Source organism: Vibrio rumoiensis, assembly GCF_002218045.2.
In the GTDB taxonomy this organism is placed as follows: Bacteria; Pseudomonadota; Gammaproteobacteria; order Enterobacterales; family Vibrionaceae; genus Vibrio; species Vibrio rumoiensis.
The window spans coordinates 914,494-939,881 of the sequence record NZ_AP018686.1 but is presented as its reverse complement, the minus strand read 5'-3'; the positions used below and the strand labels follow the sequence as shown (position 1 = coordinate 939,881).

Genomic DNA, 25,388 nt, shown 5'->3' with positions numbered 1-25,388 from the left:
GTTTTATGCCAAAAGCAGCATTAGTGGGTGATTTAGGCTCTGACCATGACGGATTTCCTCCTACTTCAATTACAGCTGGTTCTTCAACGGTTAAGATTGATGGTATCCCGGTTGCAAGACAAGGCGATCCACTTGCGCCACATGATAAACCGAAAAATCCACCTCATCCTAGGATGATAAAAGGCGGTTCTTCGACCGTTATGATAGATGGAAAACCTGCCGCAAGGGTAGGCGATGCAGTGGATTGTGGTGGCGTTATTATCGGAGGTTCAAGTGTTAACATCGGCTAGGTTTGGCGTAATTGGTTTATTGTCTTTTCTCTATTCTTTTGGTGTGATGGCGCAATTACCGCCAGATATTAATCAACTTACTCCTGAAGCGGCTTATGAGAAAGGTGAACTTTTAAGGGCTCAATTTAAAGACAAGGAAGCCAGGGATTATCTGCAATATGCAGCAGAAGCGGGAAATGTGAAGGCTCAATATTTGTATGCAATGAGTTTATTAACTTATCACCCAACTTCACGGCATAAGCCAATTGCAAAAACATATTTAATTAAAGCGGCACAAAGTGATTATAGGCCAGCCATGTTTGAACTTTATCATCGTGAAGGTCTGTTAAGTCGTGATGATCAAGTTGAGTGGAAGCAACGTTATTTGGATGCATTGTTAGAATCAGAGAAGGCAGACTCTGACGAAGCGGATTTCTATCTTTACCAGTTTTATCGTCAAAATGAACGTGATGAAGATACAGCAGAAGCATATTTTGACAAAGCTTTAAATGCAGAGCAGCCGTTGGCCATGTATGAGCAAGCGAAAAACTTACAGAAAGGGGATGGTTTTTATTTCTTTCAATCGAATCGTTTTGCAGAGATGAACGAGTGGTTAGCTAAATCAGCAAGCCAAGGCTACATCCCAGCTTATAGAAAGTTAATCCAAAACTATGAAGCAGAGGGCGATTACAAAAATGCCTATGATTGGCGAGTGAAATTATTACAACAAGGTGATTTGTTATCTCTTGCCTCTATGGGAAATATTTTGTTAGGTCATTCAGGGGAAGGTTACGCTAGCTTTATTAATAAAAGACTAGGTTTAGAGTATTTAAATTTATACCTAAAGTTTGCAGGCACAGATCGAATGGCTGCAACCTATGATAAAGCAAAGGACAATTATGATCGGGCATTTAAAAAACTAACGGAAGCAGAACGTGAGCAACATGAAGAGTTGATGTCTTCTAAGCTAGATAGTGTGCAGTTTGTTTATTCGGATCGTTATTTTTCTCATTAGACTTAAATTATTGATATACTTTAATGCCATTGTCCCTATTTAGTTTGGATTTACCTCTAGACTGGATAGGGACAGTGGCTTTTATTTTATCAATGTAACGCTACTCGATTTCTACCGGCTAGCTTAGCTTGATATAGAGCCGTATCAGCTTGATGCATTAACTGGTCAATGTCGCTTTCATCGGCTCGTTGATGACAACAGCCGACCGAAACGGTAATTGAGATGCTCGTGTGGTCGTTAATTTTGATGATAAGGTTCTCAATGATTTGGCGTAACTTTTCAGCCTGATCTATTGTTGCTTGCGGTGAATCTAAGTGACACAAAATGGCAAACTCTTCTCCGCCTATTCGTGCGAAGAGGGTATCCTCACTGATGTTCTGTTGTAACGCTTGAGTGAAGCTTTGTAATATCGTATCACCGGCTTTGTGACCATAAGTATCGTTGATGGTTTTGAAATGATCGATATCAAACATAAGCGCGGCGACCATTTTAGAATTGGGCACGTTGGGTGGAAAAAAGCTTTCCGCTAGCTCAAAAAAGTAACGGCGATTTTTCGCGCCAGTGAGGGAGTCTGTATTCGCAATTTTTTCTAAGCGCTTTTCCAATTTTACACGTTCAGAAATGTTGAACACCGTTGTTCTGGCGACCACAAGTCGATTACGGTCTTTAATGCCGCTTGCAGATAAGGATACATGGAAGCGATTACCATCTTTACAGATGAGTTCTAAGGTGACACCTTCGATCTGAGACGTTGTATTTAAGTCAATGAGTAATTTATTAAATAAGAGTTTGCTATTTTCAGTTAAAAAATCACTTAAATGATGGTCTAAAATATCTATTTTTGAATAACCAAGCCACTGGGCAAGCGTATTGTTCACCCTTTTGATATAGCCTTTTTTATCGATGGTATTATAACCACATGGAGCATTTTCATAGAGGTCTTTAAGCTCTAATGCCGCTCGTTTGTTGTATTCATTTTGATAACGTTTTTGTTCATATAAGCTAATTAATAAATACAGTAATACGGATAAGAGTAAGAAAATACAGGTAATAAAAATAATGCCTAGTGGCTGATGGAAAAAAGAGGACTGGTGGATTAAAGCATTTGGAATAAATAAAATTAATTTCCAATGGGTATTTTCTATCGACTGTTCTGTAATAGAAAGCCTTTTTACGGCTGGGAAAAAGTGAATGTCTTGAGTATCAAAAGGTTTAATCGATTGAAAACGAAACAAACCTTTATGTGTCTGAATAGAACCAGAGTCTTCAGTATGAATGCTCTTCCAGGCATCAGGAAAGTCGTACTTAAAATTATTGTTTGGTTGCTTTAAATCACGTCCCCATTCTGCATGATCTTTGTAGTGGCTGAGCCAATAACCTTGGTTATCAATCAACATGGCGTAACTAGTGACTCTCTCTTCCTGTCTACTATTGAAGCTATTGAGAAAGTCTTGGGCAAGATAGTTAATCATCAATATGCCTACTTTACTTCCGTGGTCATCCAAAACGGGAGTCGCAAAGCGTAAAATCGGTTTATTAGGTTTCTCTATTTCCCCTTTATACAAACTTAATTCCATTTTTGAAATGTAAGCTTCATTTGGATTGAGTGATTGGGTTTCTTTAAAGTAGTGTTGATTGGCGATATTTTGCAAATCATTAGAAATAATGCTTTGTTCAACGTCTGAATTATAGAGCGTTTTGACGAGTTCTTGTCCCTCTAATGAAATCAGACGAATTTGGTCGTGACTTTGGAAAGTATTGGAGAGATTAATAAATAGCGATGATATTTGATCTCGATAAGCTGTTTTTTCAGTTTCTGTTTTTGCGGTGAAATAATGAGCGATAAATTTTGATTTAGATGTCATCTGCAAAATCATTATTTGTTGTTGAATTTCTTTTTGCAGCAATTGAGTCGTAGTTACAATGAAATTGTTTTCATCATTGATGATGTGATCTTCGAGTTCATGGTTATAAGCTTGGTAGGCAAAGTAACTCGTGGTTAGGCTAATCAAAAGTAAACACGGCCACATCCATGCGAATCGGCGCCAAATTCTTTTAGGTGTTTGTTTGGGATCTAGCGGTTTATGAAGCAGGGTAAATGAACTTTCCAGCACGGTTGATTACATCCTTTAATCATTGAGACATGACAAATGTACCTGAATTTAGGATTAGTTCTAGCGTATTAATAAAAGAATATGAAATGTATGCTGAACCATTGTGAATTTAGTTTCTAACAACGGCATAAGTTTTAGATAAAAATTAAGCAACCCGAAGGCTGCTTAATAGAGGCTTATTACTAACTTAATTATAAAAATGATCAGTTAGGTAATTTATAAGCTAGGACATAATCGCCAATTTTTGTGCCAATAGAGCCGTGCCCACCGGCAACAATGACCACCATTTGTTCACCTTTACTGTTTAGATAAGTCATTGGCGTTGCTTGCCCACCAGCAGGAAGTCGACCTTTCCACAGTTCTTGGCCGGATGTGACATCATAAGCTCGTAGGTAATTATCAACCGTTGCCCCTAAGAATGCGACGCCACCACCGGTGATAATTGGTCCGCCAATTCCCGGTACGCCCATTTTAATTGGCAGTGGAAGTGGTGTCATATCATAGATTGTGCCGTTTTTGTGTTGCCATGCTGTTTTGCCTGTGACTAAGTTTGCTCCAGCAACGTAGCCCCATGGTGGTTGCTGACAAGGAACACCTAGTGGCGATAAGAATGGTTTTAGCTCTACTGCATATGGCGCGCCGTGGTTAGCGTTGACGCCATGTTCACCCGTGTTACTGCCTTCTTCTGAGAATCCAGATGCTTTTTTATCTACAACCGTAGAAACAAACGCTAGGTTTAGAGGCATACCAAACATCACTTGACGTTTAGGGTCGACGGCAATGCCGCCCCAGTTGAATACCCCAAAGTTACCTGGATAAACAATGGTGCCTTGTTCTGAAGGTGGCGTGTAACGGCCTTCATAACGCAATGATTTGAATTGAATACGACAAATCATTTGGTCAATTAATGTTGCGCCCCACATGTTTGATTCTGTCAATGCTGGTGGATTAAAGCTAAGTGCTGAAACTGGTTGAGTTTTCGAAGCAAAATCACCTTTCATCGCACCTTGTGGCGCAGGTTTCTCTGTAATTGGTTGAATCGGTTCACCCGTTGCGCGGTTAAGCACATAAACGTCCCCTTGCTTGGTTGGAACCACTAAGCCCGGTTGTACACCATCTTTGGTGTTGAGATCGATCAAACTTGGTTGTGCAGGTGTATCCATATCCCATAAGTCATGATGAACAAATTGTTGCACCCATCTGGCTTGTCCTGTTTTGGCATCCAAAGCAACAACTGAGCTTGAGTATTTCTCTTCGCTTGCATTGCGATACATACCGAGTTGATCGGGAGTACGGTTACCCATTGGGAAATAAATTAAGCCTAGCTTTTCATCGGCACTCGCTACTGACCAGCTGTTTGGTGAGCTGACGCTATACGTTTGGCCTTCACCAATTGGCGATGTGTCATCTGGATTGGCTGAATCCCAATTCCAGACTAACTTACCGGTTTTATCATCGTATGCACGGATAACGCCAGAAGGTGAATCGATGTCATAGTTATCATTGACCGCACCGGCAACCACGACCACACCATTAGTCACAATAGGCGGTGAGGTCGAGTAGTAATAACCATCTTGTTTATATGGCATATTCGCCATCAGATCTAACACACCATCTTTAGCAAAATTACTACAGCGCGCGCCTGTTTTTGGGTCGATAGCAATTAATCGTGCATCTGAGGTTGGTAAGAATAGTTGGGCATCACACTGAGTGCTTGGGAGATCTTGTGTACTCATATTTGGTGTGTTTGAAACAACCGATGCCCCCATTTCTTCTGATGGTTCTTGAGGAGGTAAGTAAGAAACACCACGACAAGTCTGATGTTGACGCTGGCTTTCAGCTGGTACTTTCGCATCAAAAATCCATTGTTTTTTACCTGTATCGGCATCTAATGCGACAAGCCAGTTATGTGGAGTGCAAAGATAAAGCGTATTGCCGACTTTTAACGGGGTCGCTTGATAGGTGGTTTCACCAACATCCGTTGGGCCTTTTACATCACCTGTTTGTATTTGCCATGCTGGTACAAGACCTGCAACGTTATCGGTAGTGATTTGATCAAGAGGTGAGTACCGCTGTCCATAATTACTACGACCATAGCTTGTCCAAGCATCATCTTTAATGCCGCCCATATCAGGATTTGAGCTTACAATCTCAGTCGATAAATTACCTTCAATATCGTGGGTAGTATTGAAAATAGATCCTAGTGTAATAACACTACTGATTGCCCAAATAACAAAAAGAGAAAGGGTGGAAGGGCGGTTAGCTTTTTTAAATGTCACTAATAATGGGATAGCAAGTAATAATGGTATACCCATACGTGTTGATAATGGCCACCAATCAATGCCAGATTCTAAGATTGCCCACAAGGTAGTAAATAATAAAAAGAGTGCATAAATGTAATGAGATAAGGTGCGCTTTTGTTTCCAAATACACACACCAGATACAAGTAATGCAAGTCCGGCAAATAGATAATAAAAACTGCCACCTAATGACGTTAGCCAAGCCCCGCCAATCGCGAGACATAAACCAATCAAGATGAACAGCAGCGAGAAAAACTTCATGGAAACTCCCTGTCTAGACTAAAATAAAATTCACAATATCAATACAACTTAGCACAAAATGTAACAAAATGTGACCCATGTCAATAAGATTGACCTCAAAAATTACATGGTTGTTAATGATTTGTGTCTTTTGGTGTTTTCTTTTCTTTACTTTGCACGCTAAGTATTTATAATGTCAATCCTTAAATGGTTAGCCTGCTAACTAAATTGTTGTTTTTTATCTTACTAGGTATGGGTGCTATGAATTCTTCTGATAAACAACATCTCCAAAACTTACCTTTGGCAGAGCGTTTAGGCCGCTTAACTCGTTTATGGCGAATGGTGGCCGATGCTGAATTAAGCCCTTTAGGCCTCACTCATCCTAGGTGGAGTGCATTGTGGAAGTTACGACAACTTGGAGATTGTATTAGTCAGAAGTGTCTCGCAGAAGGGTTAGAAATAGAACTCGCCTCATTGATGAGAACGCTTAATCAACTAGAGCAACAGCAATTGATCATTCGTAAAGCCTGTCCACATGATAAGCGAGCCCGTTTAGTCTGTTTGACCAAGGAAGGGGAAACCATCTTGAAACAGATGGAAACCAGAATTTTCGATGTCCGCAAAAAAGTATTATCAGGGCTTTCGGAAAAGCAATTGCAAGAGTTTGAATTTGTTGTTGAGCATATTAGCCATAATGCGTTAGAGCAGTTAAAAGACCGTAAGTAAGAATGTCAGAGTTATCGTTAAAAAATTAGAGAGAGTTATGTCACCAGATCAACAATTTGCACGCCTTGTGCGTGTTGCTATGTTTGGCTTTGCCTTCATATTCATTTATTTCCTAATCGCTGATTTAAAAATGCCGGTGACCACCGAGTCTATGGCGACGCGATCTATTGTTAAAGTCGCTCCTCAAGTCAGTGGGCGTATTGAGCATGTAAATGTTCATAATAATCAGATGGTCAAAAAAGGCGATGTGCTATTTGAAATCGATTCTTCTCCTTTTCAATTAGCGGTAGACGAAGCACGCTTATCGCTAGAGCAAGCAAAACAAAATAACCAAGAATTAGATGCGGCCTTAGAGGCGGCTGAAGCTAATGTTCATGCGTCTGAGAGCATCAGTGAACAAAGAAACCGTGAAGCGAACCGTATGGTTAATTTATTGAAAAATCACGGTGTATCACAACAAGAGCGAGATCAAGCTGTCAGTAATGCACGCTCTGCACGGGCGAATTTACTCGCAGCAAAGGCTGAACTGGAAAAAATAAAAGTGACTCGAGGCCTTGGCGGTGAAGACAACTTGAGTATTCGTCAGGCTCAAAATCATCTGAAACAAGCAGAGTTGAACCTATCTTATACTCGAGTAGTAGCGGAAAGCGATGGTTTAATCACGAACTTGCATTTGCAAGAAGGGAGTTTCAAAAATGCGGGTAGCCCAGCATTAGCTTTGGTATCACCGAAAGTCGATATTATTGCGGATTTCCGTGAAAAAAATATTGCTTATACTCAGCAAGGCGATCATGCGATTGTCGCTTTTGATGGTCGCCCTGGTCAGTTATTTGATGCCATTGTTGAAAGTATCGATGCTGGGGTAAGTTCTGGTCAGTTTGATGCAAATGGTCAGTTAGCGACACCAACGTCTTCAGATCGCTGGGTGCGAGATGCTCAACGCTTACGTTTACATTTAAAATTGGTGAATCCGCTGGAATTCCCGGCTGCCGCAGGGGCAAGGACGACGGTTCAATTACTGCCCGATAATCATTTTTTTGCTTTACTGGCTAAGGTTCAGATTAAGTTCATTAGTTTATTACACTACGTTTATTAAAGGTGGTTTAGTATGTTGTTACTTCGCCACCACCCATTAAATGCGAATGATGTGAGGCAGTGCTTACGTATTGCTACTGGTGCCACCTTAGGCTTTTTGATTTGTAAATTATTTGGTTGGCAAAATGGGGGTGTTTTACACTGTTACGCCGATCTTATTATTAGGTCTTATTCCACAAGTTAATATGCATATCGTGCGTCAGGTGCTCGCTTCTGCGTTTGTTTCAGCAATTGAAGTCGGATTAATTGCAGGCATGCTTGGGGATCACCCCGCCATGATGACACTGATGGCTTTTTTGATGTTTCTCTATCGTTTCATTGCCATGAGTAAAGGGAGTTTATTTTTATTTGGCGCCACCGGAGTCATCAACCTGAGCATCATGTTGCATTTTGCCAGTTTTCCGACCACCAATATCGAGATACTCATTTCAGATAATATTGTTTCGTCTTGTACATCATTAATGATCGCTTATCTAATGATGTACATATGGCCAGATGTCGAGCCTAGGCCCGGTAGGCCAGTGATTGAAAAAAATGCCAATCGCATGCGTCATGAAGCTTTATTAGGAGCAATCATGGCAACTTTGTCATTTATTGTCTTCCAGGTGCTCGATTTACAAGATTCAATGTCAGCGCAAGCGACTAGCTTACTTCTCTTATTTCCTATGAATTGGGATGGAATGTTGGGTTATGCGCGTAAGCGTGCAATTGGAACAATCCTTGGTGTGACTTTTGGTATCGCAGTGCAAGTTATTCTATATGATTGGTCTAACATGCTGATTCTTGTTGTCCCTCTGCTTTGGATTGGATTAATGATCTTCAGCCAAGCACATGTTAAAGAGGCGAGTGGTTCTGGTGCCGGTTTTGGTGCCATGACGACATTAGGGATCTTATTTGGTCAGTATTTAAGCCCTAATGGTGATTTGATATTCAGCGCTTTATATCGGATGAGTAGTATTGGCGTTGCGATTGTGATCACCTTGATGGTGTGTTTTTTCCTTCATAAATTTTTAAATCGTTTCGAAGCGACTCGCTTTGGCGCCTAACAATATATACCCAGTAACGCCAAGGTGCTTACATTCCTTCGCCAACGTTGTTTGCTTAAAGAGTTGGGAGGTAGATCTGAATCTTGGGGTCACTTAGGGTATGCTTTCCTTGGTTGTTGGAATGAGAGTGCTCAGTTTTTAGCGTTGTTATTTCCGATAACCGGCAAGCTTTTTTATTTGGCTTTAGTCTTAATATAGATAAATGAAATCTTATTCATTTATTGTAAATGAATATCTACTTTACCTTTCTGCGTTTCTTCATCCTCTCTTTGCCGCTTAAAAATATAAAGTTTTGATCTGTGTTTTTGATCATGTTTTGCCCGTTCCCCTAGTTATAAAAAATGTTATAAATATGTTTAAAGTTCTGCAAATAAGGGGTTTGTAGAGAGTATATTTTGTCATTTGATTCTTTATGCGATATTTGTGACTAATTAGGCGTTTAAAGATAGAGATAATAAAAATAGGAATGACCACACTAGAACCATTGTATTTTTAAATGGAATTTTGGCAGTACAAGGATATTAATATGATGATAATTCGACCGGTCAGATTGGAAGACCGAGCCGCCATTGTAGAGCTTGCCAGTAAAACGGGCGTGGGTTTTACTTCATTACCACAAAATGAAGAGCGAGTTGAGCAAAGAATTGAGCGCATGCTGAACACCTGGCACCAACACGCTCAACTTGAAGAACAAGGTTATTTGTTTGTTTTAGAAGATACTGAGCTGAACAAGGTAGTAGGGGTGAGTGGTATTGAAGTTGCCATTGGACTGGATGAACCTTGGTATAACTACCGTGTAGGTACGACCGTACATGCCTCTAAAAAGTTGGGTGTTTATCGCAGCATGCCAACGCTTTTCCTAAGTAATGACCATACTGGTTACAGTGAACTGTGTACACTTTTCTTAGATCCTGACTATCGTCACAGCCAAAATGGTTATTTATTATCTAAAGCGCGCTTTCTATTTATGGCGAGCTTTCAAGACCGCTTTTCTGACAAGTTAATCGCTGAAATGCGTGGTTATTCAGATGAGGTAGGCCGCTCACCCTTTTGGGAAAGCCTAGGTCGACATTTTTTCAGTATGGATTTTGCAGAAGCGGATTATTTATCCGGCATGGGTAAAAAAGCCTTTATTGCTGAACTTATGCCGAAACATCCGATGTACGTTGAATTCTTAACTCAAGAAGCGCAAGACGTGGTTGGTAAAGTCCACCCTCAAACCGAGCCTGCAGCCGCTATATTAAATAGTGAAGGGATGAAATATGAAGGTTGTGTCGATATCTTCGACGCCGGTCCGACACTAGAAGCCCGAATCGAAGATATTCGCGCGGTCAGAGACAGTGAACTGTGGCCTGTTTCTATTCAATCTCCGGCGCTATCGCAAGATAGCCCCGCTTACTTACTCGCGAATCAAGACTTCTTAAATTACCGAGCCGTATTAGGGCAAGTGTCATTTGAAGCTCAATCTATTTGTATCCCTGCCCATGTTGCAGACGCTCTAGGCGTAAAAGCGGGCGATGTGATCCGCGCTGTTACTTTATTTCCAAAGGAGAATTCGTAATGTCTCATCCAAATTTATTCATTAATGGCCAATGGTGTAATGCGACGGGTCAATCATTTGATAAAACCAATCCAGCGAATAATGCGGTGATTTGGCAAGGTCAAGAAGCCACTGCCGAGGATGTAGATAAGGCAATTAATGCCGCGCGTGCCGCTTTCCCTCGTTGGGCAAGAACATCACTTGAAAAACGCATAGAGTTACTAGAAACCTTTTCTCAATTACTGAGTGAAAACAAACAGCATTTGGCTGAAGTGATCTCACAAGAAACCGGTAAGCCGTATTGGGAAACCTTAACCGAAGTCGGTGCAATGGTCGGTAAAGTGGCGATATCCCTGAAAGCCTACCATGAAAGAACCGGTGAAAAATCGACGGATATGCCAGATGGACAGGCAGTATTGCGCCATCGTCCACATGGTGTGTTGGCGGTATTTGGTCCTTATAATTTCCCAGGGCATTTGCCGAATGGGCACATCGTTCCTGCGTTATTAGCGGGCAATACGATTGTATTTAAACCAAGTGAATTAACCCCTTGGACAGCCGAAGAAACGTTAAAACTGTGGGTAAAAGCGGGCTTGCCTGATGGCGTGATTAACCTAGTACAAGGCGGTCGAACCACCGGTGAAGCCTTAGCCTCACATAACGGCACTGATGGTTTATTGTTTACTGGTAGTGCTAATACGGGCTATCACTTACATCGCCAATTGGCTGGTCAGCCAGAGAAAGTGTTGGCACTCGAAATGGGCGGTAATAACGCTTTAATTGTGGAAGACATTGAAGATATCGATGCCGCGGTGCATTTAACTATTCAATCCGCCTTTATTTCGGCAGGTCAACGTTGTACTTGTGCTCGTCGTTTATTGGTGAAACAAGGTACTCAAGGGGATGCCTTTATTCAGCGCTTAGTTGAAGTGAGTAAAGGTATTCGCGTTGGTGAGTGGAATGCTGAACCTGCGCCGTTTATGGGCAGTGTGATTTCCCTGCATGCAGCGAAACAATTACTCGCAGCTCAACAAGATCTGTTAGATAAAGGTGCAACGTCGTTACTCGAAATGACTCAAGTTGATGATCAAGCTGCGCTATTGACTCCGGGGATCATGGAAATTACTGGTGTAGAAGGGATTGCCGATGAAGAGCATTTCGGCCCATTACTGACCATTATTCGTTACCAAGATTTTGACCAAGCACTGCAGATCGCCAATAACACGCGTTATGGTTTATCGATGGGCTTAATCTCACCAAATCGAGAGCATTATGAACAATTATTAATTGAATCTCGTGCCGGTATTGTCAATTGGAACAAGCCATTAACGGGGGCTTCAAGTGCTGCGCCATTTGGCGGGACTGGGGCTTCAGGAAATCATCGTCCAAGTGCTTATTACGCTGCGGATTATTGTGCATGGCCAATGGCATCACTTGAAAGTGACAACATTGCTTTACCTGAGCAATTATCTCCCGGTTTAACGTTTGGGTAAGGAAGTGAATATGAAAGCTTATGAAGTCAATTTTGATGGTTTAGTCGGGCTGACTCACCATTATGCTGGGCTGTCATTTGGTAACGTGGCGTCCACCAGTAACCAAAGTGCGGTATCTAATCCTAAACTGGCGGCGAAACAAGGCTTGTTAAAAATGAAAGCCTTGAGTGATATGGGCTTTAAGCAAGGAGTATTGCCCCCACAAGAGCGTCCGCATATTCCGGTATTAAGACAGCTTGGTTTTAGCGGCAGCGATGAACAAATACTTGCCAATGTTGCTAAACAAGCGCCTAAATTATTATCGGCAGTCAGTTCGGCATCTTCTATGTGGACGGCTAATGCTGCCACTATGTCTCCGTCGGCTGATACCGCTGATGGTCGAGCGCATTTCACGGTCGCCAATCTAAACAATAAATTCCACCGCGCGATTGAAGCGGATACCACCAGTGCGACACTTCGTGCAATGTTTAACAATGATCACTATTTTGCTCATCACGATGCTTTGCCACAACAGTCGGTAATGGGCGATGAAGGTGCGGCCAACCATAATCGTTTATGTCGTGAATATGGCGCGAAAGGTGTTGAAGTGTTTGTGTATGGTAGGCAAGCCTACGGTGGGCAAGTTGAACCGACTCGCTTTCCTGCGCGGCAAACATTAGAAGCGAGTCAAGCCGTAGCCAGGTTACATGGCCTACCTGAACAACAAACGGTATTTGTGCAGCAAAACCCAGAAGTGATTGATCAGGGCGTGTTTCATAATGATGTCATTGCTGTAAGTAATGGCAATGTGCTGTTTCATCATGATCAAGCCTTTTTGAATCAGAGCGCGGCTTTTGATGAGATCAGGAACAAATTGGCATTACAACAAACGGACTTTATTCCCATTGAAGTCCCGACAGAGCAAGTCTCGGTGCAAGATGCCGTTAATACGTATTTATTTAACAGTCAGTTACTCACTAAGCCAAATGGCAAGATGATGCTGGTGGTGCCGGAAGAGTCGCGTCAAAACACCAATGTGTGGAACTATTTAACGGAATTAATGAGTTCGAATGGGCCAATTGATGAAGTGAAAGTGTTCGATTTACGAGAAAGTATGCGTAATGGTGGTGGGCCAGCGTGTCTGCGTCAACGTGTGGTTTTGACGGAAGCCGAACTGCAAGCGGTAACGCCACAAGTGCTGATGAATGATGACTTGTTTAGCACTTTAAATGCCTGGGTTGATCGTTTTTATCGCGACCGACTACGCGAAAGCGACCTTGCCGATCCACAATTATTGAATGAAAACCGTCAAGCATTAGATGAGCTGACGCAAATTCTTGCACTTGGCAGTATTTATCCATTTCAGCAGTAATATAAGAGGTAAGTGTTATGGATAACTTTCTTACAAGTACCTTAAAGCAGCATGCGCCTCTTATCACGAGTGGAACGATAGGGGCGATTAATTGGCACTGGCTTGACCATGGCGTTATGGTGATTGAGCCAAGAAAAGATGAGGTGAATCATTTAGAGCATGTTCTGCTATCTGCTGGTGTACATGGTAATGAAACCGCACCGATAGAATTGCTCGATCAGCTAGTGGATGACTTGCTCAATAGTAGGATAAAACTCAATGTAAAACTGATGTTGATGTTGGGTAATCCAGCAGCAATGCGTAATGGTGAGCGTTATAACGATATCGATTTGAATCGTTTATTTAGTCAGCACCATCAAAATTATCCAATCTGCGCAGAAACATTAAGAGCTCAGCAGCTTGAAGCATTAACCGCTCAGTTTTTTGAATCTGCCGCCGGTCGCAAGCTCCACTTTGACTTGCATACTGCTATTCGTGAGTCTCATCATGTGCGTTTCGCATTATTACCGTATAAAGAGAATGAGAAATATAGCCGACAAATGTGCGATTGGTTATCGAGTGCAGAGGTTGAAGCCATCGTATTAAATCAAGCGCCGAGTGCTACGTTCTCTTATTATTCAAGTGAGTATTGTGGGGCAGATAGTTGCACTTTAGAGCTGGGTAAAGCGAGACCTTTTGGGCAAAACGACCTATCACAATTTTTAGGCATCAATAATGGGTTAAGACAATTGGTGAGCCAAGGTTTACCACAATCACCACCAACGAACGTGGCGTTAAAGGTGTATCAAGTTTCGCAGCAATTAACCAAACTATCTGAAAATTTTGAAATGCACTTTAGTGATGAAGTGAAAAACTTTACCGCTTTTGAACAAGGAGAAGTATTAGCGATTGATGGCGATATCACCTACCGAGTTGAGCAACCGAGGGAGTGGGTATTGTTTCCTAACCCTAATGTTCGGCCGGGGTTGAGGGCAGGGTTGATGTTGGTGGAGACTGAGCAAGACGCAATTTTCCAATAACAGTTGTGTTTCTGATTTATATACCCAAAGTAATTGGAGTTGCCGTGAGGCGACAAGTGAATGAGGCCCCATGAGCATAGCTTGCCTATGTGATTGGGGCGAATGAAAGCCGGCAACAAAGCTGCAGCTTCAAGTACGACGGGTATAAATACTAAAAAGCCACTGATGCTAGAGCATTCAGTGGCTTTGTTGATCCCTAGGGGGGATTTAAAAGAACGATTTATTCACTTGAGAGTGATTAACAGTCCGTATCTTCAGCGTTAACACCTTCTTTAATGTCTTCGCATTTGTCTTCAATCGCGTTACCTGCGTCAGTTGCCATGTCATCCATCGAATCTTGAGCATCATTGGCGCTATCAGACATGTCATCAGCCATTTGGTCGACTTTATCAGCGGCAGCATCGGCTTGATCAGACATCGCGTCACCGGCTTGATCAAGTTGTTCTCCCATTTGGTCAGAAGCTTCAGAGGCTGACTCTTTTACATCGGTTGCCATTTCGTCAACTTTTTGGCCTGCATCATCAGCCATTTGCTGAGTTTGCTCGACAGCAGTATCGACTTTTTCTTCGGCCTTATCAGCAGTGTTATTATCGCAAGCGGCAAGCGCTAATGTGAAAAAAGAGGCTACTGCGAATGGTTTCAACCAATTTGTTTTAGTCATATTCACTCCTTAATGTGTGAGATATGTAAGGGGAAATCTCAAAAAAATTATTTTCTAAATGTTGTGTACCAATTAACTCTAGCCTATTTATAAATAATTACGATGTTAAGTCGATGAAATTAACCGATTTATAACAACTCATGACTGCGAATTTACTTTCAATTCGCTTTATGACAAGAATGGGCTATTAATTACACAATAGACTTATAAACTGTAAGTATTTGTTGTTATCTTTCTCAAGTACAATGCGACCAAATTGTATCTATTTTGTTATTTAAGGAATTCCATGAGTCAATTTGTTGTCTGTGCTCTGTATAAGTTTGTCGAGCTTAAAGATCATCAATCGTTGCAATCCCCATTATTAGAATTGATGGAAAAGCATGCTATTCGCGGTACGTTATTATTGGCTCATGAAGGGATTAATGGCACGGTTGCGGCATCTCGCGAAGGGATTGATGCTCTACTCGATTGGTTTAAGCAAGATGTTCGCTTGGCCGACATTAACTATAAAGAGTCTTATCACCAAGAAATGCCATTCAATCGTTCTAAAGTGAAATTAAAGAAAGAAATCGTCACTATGGGCGTAGAAGGCATTGACCCAAAACAGGTTGTTGGAACCTACGTGAAGCCACAAGATTGGAATAGTTTGATTGCCGATCCGGAAGTGTTTGTGGTGGATACTCGTAATGATTATGAAATCGAACTCGGCACCTTTGAGCGTGCGGTTAACCCGAATACCGAGACGTTCCGAGAATTTCCCGACTATGTAAAAGAGAATCTCGACCCTGAAAAGCATAAGAAAGTGGCGATGTTTTGTACTGGTGGCATCCGTTGTGAAAAATCTACAGCGTATTTGAAAGAACAAGGCTTCGATGAGGTGTACCATCTTGAAGGCGGTATTCTAAAGTATTTAGAAGAAGTGCCAGAAGAAGACAGCTTATGGAAAGGCGATTGTTATGTTTTTGATGGGCGAGTGGCGGTCAACCATCAATTAGAAAAAAGTGAATACGAGCTTTGTAATGCCTGTCGTTTACCGATAACCGAACTAGATAAACAAAATGATAAATTTGAACAAGGGGTGAGTTGCCCGAAGTGTTTTGGCACCCATTCTGATGAACAGATTGAACGCTTTCGTGAACGTGAGAAACAAGTGCAATTAGCAAAGCAACGCGGTGAAGAACATGTTGGCGGCGATGCAGTTAAACAGATGGAGCAAAAGCGTCAATTAAAGCTTCAGAAGAAAGCACAGCAACGTCAATCTAAGCGCTGATTTTACAGTGTAAATAATGGCGGATTAAAAAGCTCAGGTGGTGATACCTGAGCTTTTTATATTCAGGGTACGACCTCCTTTCAACAGCATACCGAAAACGTTTGCTGTGTTTCAGTACGTAACTTTTAATACTCCACGGTTGCATTAATAAAATGGAACGGTAAGGTGCAATAAATAGATTAATCAATAGAGATAACATCATGACTGCTACGCTTCCGAAAGTAATTTTGCATGAACATATTGAAGGTTCTGTGACGCCTGAAATGGCTTTGATCTTGGCTAAAAAACATGGCGTTTCATTGCCTGATGATTTTCTTTATCCCGATGGTGCTTATGACAAAGCAGAGTTTCCAAATGGTCGTTATCAATATGATGAAACGGATTTTGGCGAGTTTGTAAAAGCGTATGATGTGGTTGCTGATTTGGTGCGTGATGCGGATGATTACTACTTGATCATGAAAGACTACTTAAGCCGTAATGCACAACAGGGGATGATCTACTGTGAAATGATCACCTCTGCTTTCCATTTATGTTGTGAAGAAGATGGTAATGGCACTGTGTCGTTGAATGCTAATAAATACCACGAATTCATGGATGGTATTGAGCGTGCGATTAATGAAGTAAAAGAAGAGTACGGTACAGAAACTCGCCTGCAAGGCTGTGGGGTTCGTCATTTAAGCCTAGAGCATTTGGATTTGAGTGTAGACTTTATCGCGCAAAATCCGCGTGAAGTTGTGACTGGATTTAATATTGCCGGTAACGAAATGGCGGGTGAATTTGAAGATTTCATCTACGTTCATGAGTTGGTGGATAATATTCCATTGCCTAAGTCTTACCACGCCGGTGAAATCCGTGGCCCTGAAAGTATTCGTGATGCCTTAAAATTTGGTGCAAAACGCATTGGCCATGGTATTGCAGCAATAAAAGACGATGCTTTGATTGAACAGCTGATTGCAGAAAATATCACATTAGAAGTGGCACCGACCAGTAACCGAATTCTAGTCACCGAGTTTGAGCAAAAGCTTGATAATCATCCTCTGCGTCGTCTATATGAAAAGGGCGTGCGTTTGTCGATTAATACTGATGACGCGGGTTTATTTGGTACGGATGTGGCGAAGGAATATCACATTGCAGAAACCGTATTTGGCTTTAATCGCGTTGAATTATTAGATGTTACCTTATGTGCACTAGAAGCGGCGTTTGTGTCGGATGAAGTGAAACAAGGCTTAATAGAAAAAGCTTATCAAGCGTTTACCGAGCAAGATTGGCGTGATCTCGAAATTCATGCGGCAGGTTTGGTTGATGGAGCGCTGAAAGCGCGCTTACAAAGCCGTTTACATTATAAGTAATGCACGCTACGTATAATTAAAAACCGTAATAAAGAGCTACGGGAGAGTAATAAACTCTTCATCCCAAAAGGCAGCGATCACTTCACATTGGTCAGCTGCCTTTTTTAATATTTCCCCAAAAGTAGTTTTGCGTAACCAACCCCATCCAACTTCTGTCTCTTGAACACAAGTCGATTATTAAGTTATCTCTTGGCGAAGATGGCATTCTTGATTCTATGACAACAGGTAAAATCCATGTTCGATTAACTATTATCGAACCCGCTACATAGAGCATGAAAACGTGGTTGCTAATATATTGCTGCTTCTGTTGTTGGGCGTCCTGATGCAGCTGAAGGCAAACCTATTACATTCCTTGCAGGCGAATCGCAAGCCATAGCGTTGGAGAGGGATATACCATCTCTTTAAATATGCTTAAACCATTCCTTAAATTCATAATTATCTCCGAAATAGAGAATGGCTTATCTAAAGTCAAACTCAGTATGCTTTAAAGGTGGCAGGAATGAATAGTTTTCATTTCGTGAAGCGCATACTTGATGTGATAGGCATCTATATATTGAGAGCTCAAAAAAGTATAACTATGACAAACTTCTCATTTTCTGTCGTTCTAATTGACATTAATACTGGATTGTTTAATTTACCATCATAAAGCATGGTAACGATTTCATAGTGTGTATGGCAACGATAAAAGAAGTAGCAAACTCTGCAGGATTATCGGTAACAACCGTTTCCCGCTACCTGAATAATCATCCTTATATTTCGGATGAAAAGAGGCTGAAAATTGAAAAGGCAATGGCGGATCTGGACTATCAACCAAGCGCTGTTGCACAGCAAATGCGGGGGGTAAAGGCTTTTCATATTGGCGTTCTAGTTTCCCGTATTACTAACCAATATTACGCAGGATTAATTGATGCTCTTGAAGTAACCGCGCGCAAGTTTGGTTATTCCATTTTAATTATTCAAAATCACAATAGTGAAGGGGAAGAAAAACGCGCTCTTGAGTTGTTGAAGAAAAAAATTATTGATGGTTTGGTTTTATGCACTGTAGAAAGCGATATAGATACTCTAGAAAATTATGTTAAGCATGGCCCAATAGTCTTGTGCAACACTCATTTATATAATACCAATATTCCATCTATCCATATAGATGATGAGCAAGCAACAGAAGAGGCGATAAATTATTTAACCGGAAAAGGGCATAAAAGAATTGCTTACTGTACTGGAGGTGATTTCACATCACGAAGCCATGGTGCTCGTCGGAATAAAGGCTTCAAAACCGCGATGCGAAAAGCAAATCAGAATATTGATTATGACCTGGTATTTCGCCATGTTCATACACTTGAAGATGGAGAGAAGATCGCATCACAACTCGCTAGTATGAAAAATGAGCAGCGTCCTTCTGCCATTTTTACAGGCAGTGATGAAGTGGCCTGTGGGGTTATCAACATACTAACAAAGTCAGGCATTAACGTACCCGATGATATTGCTGTAATGGGGTTTGATAATCAGAAGATTTCATCCCTAATTTCTGTTCCAGTTACCACGGTACATCAGCCTGTAGATGTGCTAGGGAAGTTTACGATGGAATATCTATTAGCGGCGATTGAAGGAAAAAGTTACGTTTATGATACAGGTATGCTTAAAACCAATATGGTTATAAGAAACTCAGCCTAAATGAATTGAGTCCTTTTGCTTAGATGTATGATATCGATATCATGAGTTTCTTGCTTGTGTGGTATCGATATCATATTTAACATGAAAATATGATATCGATACCATATAGTAATAAGGAATGATAAATGTGTAAAAACGAGACGGAAACATCTGTTTGGTGGAAAGAGGATGTTATTTATCAAATCTATCCTAAGAGTTTTCGAGACAGCAATAATGATGGAATTGGCGATATTACAGGTATCATAGAGAAGCTTGATTACCTTAAAGATCTTGGCATCACTATGCTTTGGGTATCACCTTTTTATCGTTCACCAATGGCGGATAATGGGTACGATATTTCAGACTATTACGATATAAACCCTGATTTTGGAACGATGAGTGACTTTGATGTACTGATCGAGAAGGCAAAATTTAAAGGAATAAAGATCATGGTTGATCTGGTTATCAACCACACCAGTGATGAACACGAGTGGTTTCAAAAAGCGATCAGTCACCCTTCATCAAAATACCGAGATTACTACATCATTAAACCAAGTAATAATGGGCTACCACCAAATAATTGGCGTTCAATTTTTGGTGGAAGTGCTTGGACGAAAATTGAGGGTGAAGATAACTATTACCTGCATGTTTTTGATAAGAAACAACCTGACCTAAATTGGGAGAATCCTGCCCTACGTCAGGAGATTTATCGTATGGTGAACTGGTGGCTCGATAAAGGTATTGCAGGTTTTCGTATTGATGCCATTACTTTTATCAAGAAAGATCAGGACTTTGCTTCAATACCTGTTGATGGGGCTGATGGTTTGGGCAGCATAAAATATAAGTCAAGAAATCGTCCAGGCATAGAGGAGTTTCTATTAGAGCTTAGAGAGAATACCTTTGATTGTCATCCTTGCGTTACTGTTGGTGAGGCTCCCGGTGTATCAAAAGATGATTACGGCAAGTTCATCGGCCAAGATGGATTTTTCAATATGATATTCGACTTCCATGCTGCTGATCTTGATGTAGAAAGTGGAACGGAATGGTTTAAAAGAACTCAGTGGCAAACCAAAGATCTGAGAGAGCATTTGTTTTCTACTCAACATGCGTTTCAAACTCACGGTTGGGGAACAACATTTATCGAAAATCACGACCAACCTCGTGCACTGTCTAAGCTAATAAAAAATACTAACTATCGTGATCAAACCGGTGCAAAATGTTTAGCTGTTTTATACTTTTTCTTACAAGGCACACCATTTATATATCAGGGACAAGAGATTGGAATGACTAATTTCAAGCGCGAGTCCATCGACGAGTTCGATGATATTTCAAGTATCGATAACTATCATCGCTCAGTACTTGAGGGATATAGTGAAGCAGAAGCGTTAGAGTTTGTTAATCTTCGTTCTCGCGATAACAGTAGAACACCGATTCCTTGGGAAAATACAATTAATGGTGGGTTCAACAAAGGCTACCCAACTTGGCTTGGACTTTCGCATTCAGAATATACCATCAATGTCGAAGACCAAATAAAAGACCCAGAGTCGGTACTTAACTTCTATAAATCGATGATAAAGATTCGTAATCATCAATATCCTGATGCATTGATTTATGGAGAGTTTGTGCCTTTGGATACAGCAGAAAATATTATTGCTTATAAGCGATTAGGAAGCAAAGAGACATTCTTTATTATTACTAATTTAAGTGACGAAATAGTGCCATTTACCCTCCCAGATGGAAATATATTGCTTAATAACTATAAAGAAACATATTCGCAACTACAACCCTACCAGACTTTACTCATTAAGGGATTATAAAATGAAAGATTATAAAAGTACTGCTGAAGAAATCATAAGAGAAATAGGGAAGAATAATATTATTTCAGCTGCACATTGTGCGACCCGACTAAGAATTCAAGTTAAAGATCGAAATATTATTTGTGATGAAAACGTGCAAAAAATTGATCAGGTTAAAGGTGTGTTTTATAACTCCGGACAATATCAGGTAATTTTAGGTACCGGCATCGTAAATAAAGTATACGAAGCGTTTATGGATGTCACACAAGCTAAAGAAGTAGATCATAGAACGGTTGCTAACAATGATGCAGGTAAACTAAAAACAGCATTAAGAAATCTTTCTGATGTTTTTGTACCTATTGTTCCAATATTGGGAGCGACAGGTCTCTTCTTAGGACTTAAAGGCGTGTTATTCAACGCTACTGTCCTAGGAATGATGGGAATGAGTCTACAAAATGTCCCTGAAAGTTTTACCACAATAATGGCTATTCTCTGCGATACAGCATTTGCCTTTCTCGCGGCATTTATTTGTTGGTCAGCTTTTAAAAAGTTCGGAGGTACGCCTATTATCGGCTTTCTCATTGGTCTGATGCTAGTTTCGCCAGCTCTACCCAATGCATATGCCGTAGCATACGGTAGCGCAGAGCCTATTTATGTATTCGGATTTATTCCTTTAGTGGGATATCAAGGGTCTATATTGACAGCCCTCATAACAGGATATATTGGTGCTAAGCTTGAGCTTTACTTCCGCAACGTTATGCCACATTCAATGGATCTGATTTTCACCCCTTTTGTCGTTATCATTTTGTCGGTGGCCTCTGCTTTATTAGTGATGGGACCATTAGTTAAAGGGTTTGAAAGTGTTGCAATTGAAGCTATTCAAGGCTTTTTACAATTACCTTTTGGTATCGGGGGTCTTGTGATCGGTTTCCTTTATCCAATTGCAGTGCTGACGGGGATGCACCATATGTTCATCATGATTGAAACTTCTTTAATTGCAGGCACAGGCTTCAATCCGCTAATAACAGTTTGCGCTATGTATGGATTTGCCAATGCTGCGGTTTGTTTAGCTATTTCTCTTAGAACAAAAGATACGGCTTTTAAAACAGCAGGGATCTCTGCAACAGTTACACAGTTGTTAGGGGTATCAGAGCCTGCTTTATTCGGTGTGGTTTTGCGATCTGGTATGACTCCACTGTGCATTATGTTGTGTGGCTCAGCTCTGGGTGGAATGGTCTTATCACTACTTGCGGTTAAGGCTAACTCATATGGTCTTGCGGTACTACTTTCTCCACTCATGTACATTTATGATAGCTATCAAGTACTCGCTTATATTGCTGTGGGAATATTAGTATTTGTGTTCTCATTCTCTGTAACTTATATGGCTGATAAGTTATTTATCTTCAATAAGAAAAGTAATAGTAAAGTAAATACGGTAATTTGATTGCCAGTTAAATAAGTCTATAAATTATATTTTATAATTAAAATTTAAAACGTAACAATTAAGGGTTTTATCGAATATCACCCTTGGTCTCTCTACACCTAAAAAACATTAATTAATGTTAAAATATAAAATGGAAGAACAATGAAGAATATTTTTAATATAACAGTAGCTAGTATTTTGGCTTTATTCTCTATGAATTCATTTGCGGATATAAAAGTTATAGATAACGAAAAAGGTAACTTTTCAATTGGCGGTAATGTCGAGCTGAACGTCAACTATCGAGACCGTGAATCACACATTAATAATAACAGCGAATTCAACCAAGATGGCCGCGTTCTAATCGAGTTTTTTGGAGAAAAGTACACGAGTAACGGTCACTATGTGGGTGTTAAAGCGCAGCCTTTGTTTGAGAGTACAGGCAATATAGCACTGGATGATGCGTACTTTGAGTTTGGTAAAAAAGAAGGCTGGGCAATTAAAGCGGGTCGTTTTGAAGCTTACGATATGTTCCCTGTTGGTCTTGATGTCTTCCTTGAATATTCAGGTGATACAGCTAATGATCTGTATTCAGATGGTGCAGCATACACGTATCAAATGAAAGAAGTACGTGGGCGCGGTTCTGATGGCCAGATCATGTACAACCAAACTTTTGGCAACTTGTATGTTGAAGTCGGCACGATGCTAGGTGACCGATCTAACTTGTTTGATGGAGGCCTTGAAGGTAAATACCACGGAGAGCAAATTGACACAGTAAAAGATTCATTCTTAGTTCGTCCAGTTGTGGCTTACCAAATGGAGGACTTCAAGGTAGCCGCTTCGGTTGAGACTAACTTAGTTTCAGACGCGGTTGTAGCCAACGGCGTTGATATTTCAGAGCGTACGGGTTATGGCTTAACTGGTAACTGGAGTAGTGGCAATTGGAGCGTAAATGTGAACCTTGCTTACTTAGATGCAGTAGACGAAAATAACCTAACAGCCGGTGTTAATGCACTTTGGAAGAACTTTGGTTTAGGTTACATTCAGTCTATCAATAAATATGAAAATAAAGAGTTTTCTTCTTGGGCTGAAGGTGACGTGAATGTATCAACATGGTATGCATCTTACGCACTCAGAGATGTATTTGAAGTACAAGATTTTTCAATTCTTCTAGGTACATATTATACGACCGTCGACAATAAACTGGATCAACAATCAGAAGTATCAGCCTTTGCTGAAGAAGATGATTTCGGTACTCGTGTGCGTCTGTTCTACGAATTTTAATTTATACAACGTCACGAGAGGCAAAGTGATATGAACAAGGTTTGAGTAGCTGTAGATGCTGTTGTGGATTTTATTCTTATTTAAAATGCCTAGAGGTGGCGCACTAACAAACGTTGCTGTGGCCATCTCTCGATGAGGCATTGCTACCGCTTGGAAGCTATGAAACGAATGAAATCAGTAGACTGCTTCATCTGTTTTGGATGCGCTAAAGATAGGGGATAACAAGCTGATTATTGTGATGCTAGGTGCTTAGGTGTCTTGCTAGCGAAGCTGTCCGCTGTGCTCTGGGGTAACGGCTGTGTCCTGCTCGCGACGACACAAAAAAGGGCGATGATAGCGCTGCCAAGTTTGCCCCAGCTAACGGAGTTAGTTGGAGAATAACTATTCTGTCGCATTATCTCGTAACCACTAGTTCTTACTCAGTGAAACAACCCATAAACTTAGATAAATTTTTTCGTTTTTTATTTAAATTTAGATAATCAGGTGCCAGGCCTTATTTCATATAGGTTTCTTGATATTTATATTTAAGTTTTAGCTAGATGTACTTTAATGTTTTTCGACAGCTATAAACGAAGAAAGATAAAAGTTATATTTGTTGCTCGAAATGTTTACCAGGAGACATATTTCTATCAAAAATCGCGGTAATGACGATATGCTCACTTTTTGGATGAAAAAAATCACATGATGTTTTAATGACAAACGTTAATCATTATTGTTAAGTCTGGCTTATCAAGACAAAACCACTGCAGTTTAGCAAGAGTTGAGTCAGTAAATACCAAGCTGAGGTTTAAAAGTCGTCGCGGCATCCCAACAACAAATGATGTGGTACGAAAACTATGACTAACTACAATGAAAACAATTCACCGCTTCAAAGGAATCGATATGAATATTTTAATGGTCTTAACATCCCATCAAGAACTGGGTAACACTGGCGAAAAAACAGGGTTTTGGCTTGAAGAATTTGCGGCCCCTTACTACACTTTCCTTGATGTTGGCGCCAATATCACACTTGCGTCTCCCGCGGGTGGTCAACCGCCGCTAGATCCTAAAAGTGTACTTGTTGATTTCCAAACTGAATTGACGGAGCGCTTTAATCAAGATCTGATCGCTCAAGATGCGCTGGAAAATACCGTTAAGCTTGAAACGGTAACATCGGATGAGTTTGATGCGGTATTCTATCCTGGCGGTCACGGACCACTTTGGGATCTTACCAACTCAGAGATCTCCATTAATTTGATTGAAAACTTTGAGCGTAGCGGTAAACCCATCAGTTTTGTGTGTCATGCACCGGCGGTATTGCGTCATGTAAAAGCCGAAAATGGCGAGTTGCTTATTAAAGGCCGTAAAGTCACAGGTTTTACCAACGGTGAAGAAGCTGGTGTTGAGTTGACTGACGTTGTGCCATTTTTGATTGAAGATGAATTTAAATCCCTCGGCGCTGATTATCACAAAGGTGAAGATTGGGGGGAATTTGTCATCGAAGATGGGAAATTAATTACTGGCCAAAACCCTACCAGTTCTCAAGCCGTGGCCAAAGCGCTTATTGCTCAACTGAGTTAAAACAATTACCTACGAACAAATACCACAAAGGCCACGTTATGTGGCCTTTTCATTGTTCTCTGAAAGATCTTATGAGATATCGAAATAAGATTAACATGCAGTCAGTTTACATATAGCGTTACTGCAATGGCTTAAGTTGGGTCACCTATAAGATAAAAAGGTTTTAGAGTCGTCGTTAAAGTTTCTAATA

Annotated in this window: 18 protein-coding genes and 1 pseudogene; 16 read left to right on the top strand and 3 right to left on the bottom strand. The window is 40.8% G+C overall.

Features of this window, described 5'->3' with window-relative positions:
• The first annotated feature begins 5 nt into the window (after window positions 1-5).
• Together VRUMOI_RS16635 and VRUMOI_RS16630 are read left to right on the top strand one after the other, a co-directional pair.
• Complete coding sequence (locus VRUMOI_RS16635; protein ID WP_089137756.1) at window positions 6-290, top strand: type VI secretion system PAAR protein; 285 nt, start codon at window positions 6-8, stop codon at window positions 288-290.
• Window positions 274-1,284, top strand: coding sequence for an SEL1-like repeat protein (locus tag VRUMOI_RS16630; RefSeq protein WP_089137755.1), 1,011 nt, complete (start codon window positions 274-276; stop codon window positions 1,282-1,284). The genes VRUMOI_RS16635 and VRUMOI_RS16630 overlap by 17 nt, the downstream gene beginning before the upstream one ends.
• Before the next feature lie 89 nt (window positions 1,285-1,373).
• Here the strand turns inward: VRUMOI_RS16630 and VRUMOI_RS16625 are convergent, their stop codons facing one another.
• Window positions 1,374-3,398: a sensor domain-containing diguanylate cyclase gene (locus VRUMOI_RS16625; protein ID WP_089137754.1), complete on the bottom strand. Its 2,025-nt coding sequence runs from the start codon at window positions 3,396-3,398 to the stop codon at window positions 1,374-1,376.
• 203 nt (window positions 3,399-3,601) lie between these two features.
• Window positions 3,602-5,959 (bottom strand): membrane-bound PQQ-dependent dehydrogenase, glucose/quinate/shikimate family, encoded by a 2,358-nt coding sequence (locus VRUMOI_RS16620; RefSeq protein WP_089137753.1) that lies wholly within the window; start codon window positions 5,957-5,959, stop codon window positions 3,602-3,604.
• Window positions 5,960-6,199: 240 nt separating this feature from the next.
• On the opposite strand from VRUMOI_RS16620, the gene VRUMOI_RS16615 reads away from it, so the two are divergent.
• The 7 genes and pseudogenes from VRUMOI_RS16615 (at window position 6,200) to astE (ending at window position 14,208) form a co-directional block, all read left to right on the top strand.
• Complete coding sequence (locus VRUMOI_RS16615; protein WP_089137752.1) at window positions 6,200-6,664, top strand: MarR family transcriptional regulator; 465 nt, start codon at window positions 6,200-6,202, stop codon at window positions 6,662-6,664.
• Window positions 6,665-6,701: 37 nt separating this feature from the next.
• A complete protein-coding gene (locus VRUMOI_RS16610) occupies window positions 6,702-7,760 on the top strand; it encodes an HlyD family secretion protein (RefSeq protein ID WP_089137751.1) in 1,059 nt (352 codons plus the stop codon).
• 15 nt (window positions 7,761-7,775) lie between these two features.
• A pseudogene (locus VRUMOI_RS16605) lies at window positions 7,776-8,805 on the top strand (DUF2955 domain-containing protein).
• A 526-nt stretch (window positions 8,806-9,331) separates the two neighbouring features.
• Window positions 9,332-10,366 carry an arginine N-succinyltransferase gene (gene astA / locus VRUMOI_RS16600; RefSeq protein WP_089137750.1) on the top strand — a complete coding sequence of 345 codons (1,035 nt, stop codon included), beginning with the start codon at window positions 9,332-9,334 and terminating at the stop codon, window positions 10,364-10,366.
• Window positions 10,366-11,838 (top strand): succinylglutamate-semialdehyde dehydrogenase, encoded by a 1,473-nt coding sequence (gene astD / locus VRUMOI_RS16595; RefSeq protein WP_089137749.1) that lies wholly within the window; start codon window positions 10,366-10,368, stop codon window positions 11,836-11,838. Before astA ends, astD begins: the two co-directional genes overlap by 1 nt.
• Window positions 11,839-11,848: 10 nt before the next feature.
• Entirely contained in the window at window positions 11,849-13,189 is a 1,341-nt protein-coding gene (gene astB, locus VRUMOI_RS16590) for an N-succinylarginine dihydrolase (protein ID WP_089137748.1), read from the top strand.
• Window positions 13,190-13,206: 17 nt separating this feature from the next.
• A complete protein-coding gene (gene astE, locus VRUMOI_RS16585; protein ID WP_089137747.1) occupies window positions 13,207-14,208 on the top strand; it encodes a succinylglutamate desuccinylase in 1,002 nt (333 codons plus the stop codon).
• A 238-nt stretch (window positions 14,209-14,446) separates the two neighbouring features.
• On the opposite strand, the gene VRUMOI_RS16580 is transcribed toward astE, so the two are convergent.
• Entirely contained in the window at window positions 14,447-14,869 is a 423-nt protein-coding gene (locus VRUMOI_RS16580) for a hypothetical protein (protein WP_089137746.1), read from the bottom strand.
• 286 nt (window positions 14,870-15,155) lie between these two features.
• On the opposite strand from VRUMOI_RS16580, the gene trhO reads away from it, so the two are divergent.
• From trhO to VRUMOI_RS16540, 7 genes are all read left to right on the top strand, one after another.
• Window positions 15,156-16,139, top strand: a complete 984-nt coding sequence (trhO, locus tag VRUMOI_RS16575; protein ID WP_089137745.1) for an oxygen-dependent tRNA uridine(34) hydroxylase TrhO — start codon at window positions 15,156-15,158, stop codon at window positions 16,137-16,139.
• A 200-nt stretch (window positions 16,140-16,339) separates the two neighbouring features.
• Entirely contained in the window at window positions 16,340-17,488 is a 1,149-nt protein-coding gene (gene add, locus VRUMOI_RS16570) for an adenosine deaminase (protein WP_089137744.1), read from the top strand.
• A gap of 672 nt (window positions 17,489-18,160) precedes the next feature.
• On the top strand, window positions 18,161-19,159 hold the full coding sequence (locus VRUMOI_RS16565) for a LacI family DNA-binding transcriptional regulator (protein ID WP_110410731.1): 999 nt from the start codon (window positions 18,161-18,163) through the stop codon (window positions 19,157-19,159).
• A 125-nt stretch (window positions 19,160-19,284) separates the two neighbouring features.
• Window positions 19,285-20,955 carry an alpha-glucosidase gene (locus tag VRUMOI_RS16560; protein WP_110410730.1) on the top strand — a complete coding sequence of 557 codons (1,671 nt, stop codon included), beginning with the start codon at window positions 19,285-19,287 and terminating at the stop codon, window positions 20,953-20,955.
• Between the two features lies 1 nt (window position 20,956).
• Window positions 20,957-22,378: a PTS transporter subunit EIIC gene (locus tag VRUMOI_RS16555; RefSeq protein ID WP_089139910.1), complete on the top strand. Its 1,422-nt coding sequence runs from the start codon at window positions 20,957-20,959 to the stop codon at window positions 22,376-22,378.
• A 141-nt stretch (window positions 22,379-22,519) separates the two neighbouring features.
• Window positions 22,520-23,638: a carbohydrate porin gene (locus VRUMOI_RS16550; protein WP_089139911.1), complete on the top strand. Its 1,119-nt coding sequence runs from the start codon at window positions 22,520-22,522 to the stop codon at window positions 23,636-23,638.
• Between the two features lie 882 nt (window positions 23,639-24,520).
• Window positions 24,521-25,198: a type 1 glutamine amidotransferase domain-containing protein gene (locus VRUMOI_RS16540; protein ID WP_089139912.1), complete on the top strand. Its 678-nt coding sequence runs from the start codon at window positions 24,521-24,523 to the stop codon at window positions 25,196-25,198.
• Window positions 25,199-25,388: the final 190 nt, after the last annotated feature.

Excerpts from the sequence above, each read along its gene's own strand:
- VRUMOI_RS16610 (WP_089137751.1), top strand. The coding sequence starts at position 6,702 with ATGTCACCAGATCAACAATTTGCACGCCTTGTGCGTGTTGCTATGTTT.
- VRUMOI_RS16635 (WP_089137756.1), top strand. The coding sequence starts at position 6 with ATGCCAAAAGCAGCATTAGTGGGTGATTTAGGCTCTGACCATGACGGA.
- VRUMOI_RS16555 (WP_089139910.1), top strand. The coding sequence starts at position 20,957 with ATGAAAGATTATAAAAGTACTGCTGAAGAAATCATAAGAGAAATAGGG.
- astB (WP_089137748.1), top strand. The coding sequence starts at position 11,849 with ATGAAAGCTTATGAAGTCAATTTTGATGGTTTAGTCGGGCTGACTCAC.
- trhO (WP_089137745.1), top strand. The coding sequence starts at position 15,156 with ATGAGTCAATTTGTTGTCTGTGCTCTGTATAAGTTTGTCGAGCTTAAA.
- astD (WP_089137749.1), top strand. The coding sequence starts at position 10,366 with ATGTCTCATCCAAATTTATTCATTAATGGCCAATGGTGTAATGCGACG.
- VRUMOI_RS16560 (WP_110410730.1), top strand. The coding sequence starts at position 19,285 with ATGTGTAAAAACGAGACGGAAACATCTGTTTGGTGGAAAGAGGATGTT.
- VRUMOI_RS16620 (WP_089137753.1), bottom strand. The coding sequence starts at position 5,959 with ATGAAGTTTTTCTCGCTGCTGTTCATCTTGATTGGTTTATGTCTCGCG.
- add (WP_089137744.1), top strand. The coding sequence starts at position 16,340 with ATGACTGCTACGCTTCCGAAAGTAATTTTGCATGAACATATTGAAGGT.
- astE (WP_089137747.1), top strand. The coding sequence starts at position 13,207 with ATGGATAACTTTCTTACAAGTACCTTAAAGCAGCATGCGCCTCTTATC.
- VRUMOI_RS16550 (WP_089139911.1), top strand. The coding sequence starts at position 22,520 with ATGAAGAATATTTTTAATATAACAGTAGCTAGTATTTTGGCTTTATTC.
- astA (WP_089137750.1), top strand. The coding sequence starts at position 9,332 with ATGATGATAATTCGACCGGTCAGATTGGAAGACCGAGCCGCCATTGTA.
- VRUMOI_RS16540 (WP_089139912.1), top strand. The coding sequence starts at position 24,521 with ATGAATATTTTAATGGTCTTAACATCCCATCAAGAACTGGGTAACACT.
- VRUMOI_RS16580 (WP_089137746.1), bottom strand. The coding sequence starts at position 14,869 with ATGACTAAAACAAATTGGTTGAAACCATTCGCAGTAGCCTCTTTTTTC.
- VRUMOI_RS16615 (WP_089137752.1), top strand. The coding sequence starts at position 6,200 with ATGAATTCTTCTGATAAACAACATCTCCAAAACTTACCTTTGGCAGAG.
- VRUMOI_RS16565 (WP_110410731.1), top strand. The coding sequence starts at position 18,161 with ATGGCAACGATAAAAGAAGTAGCAAACTCTGCAGGATTATCGGTAACA.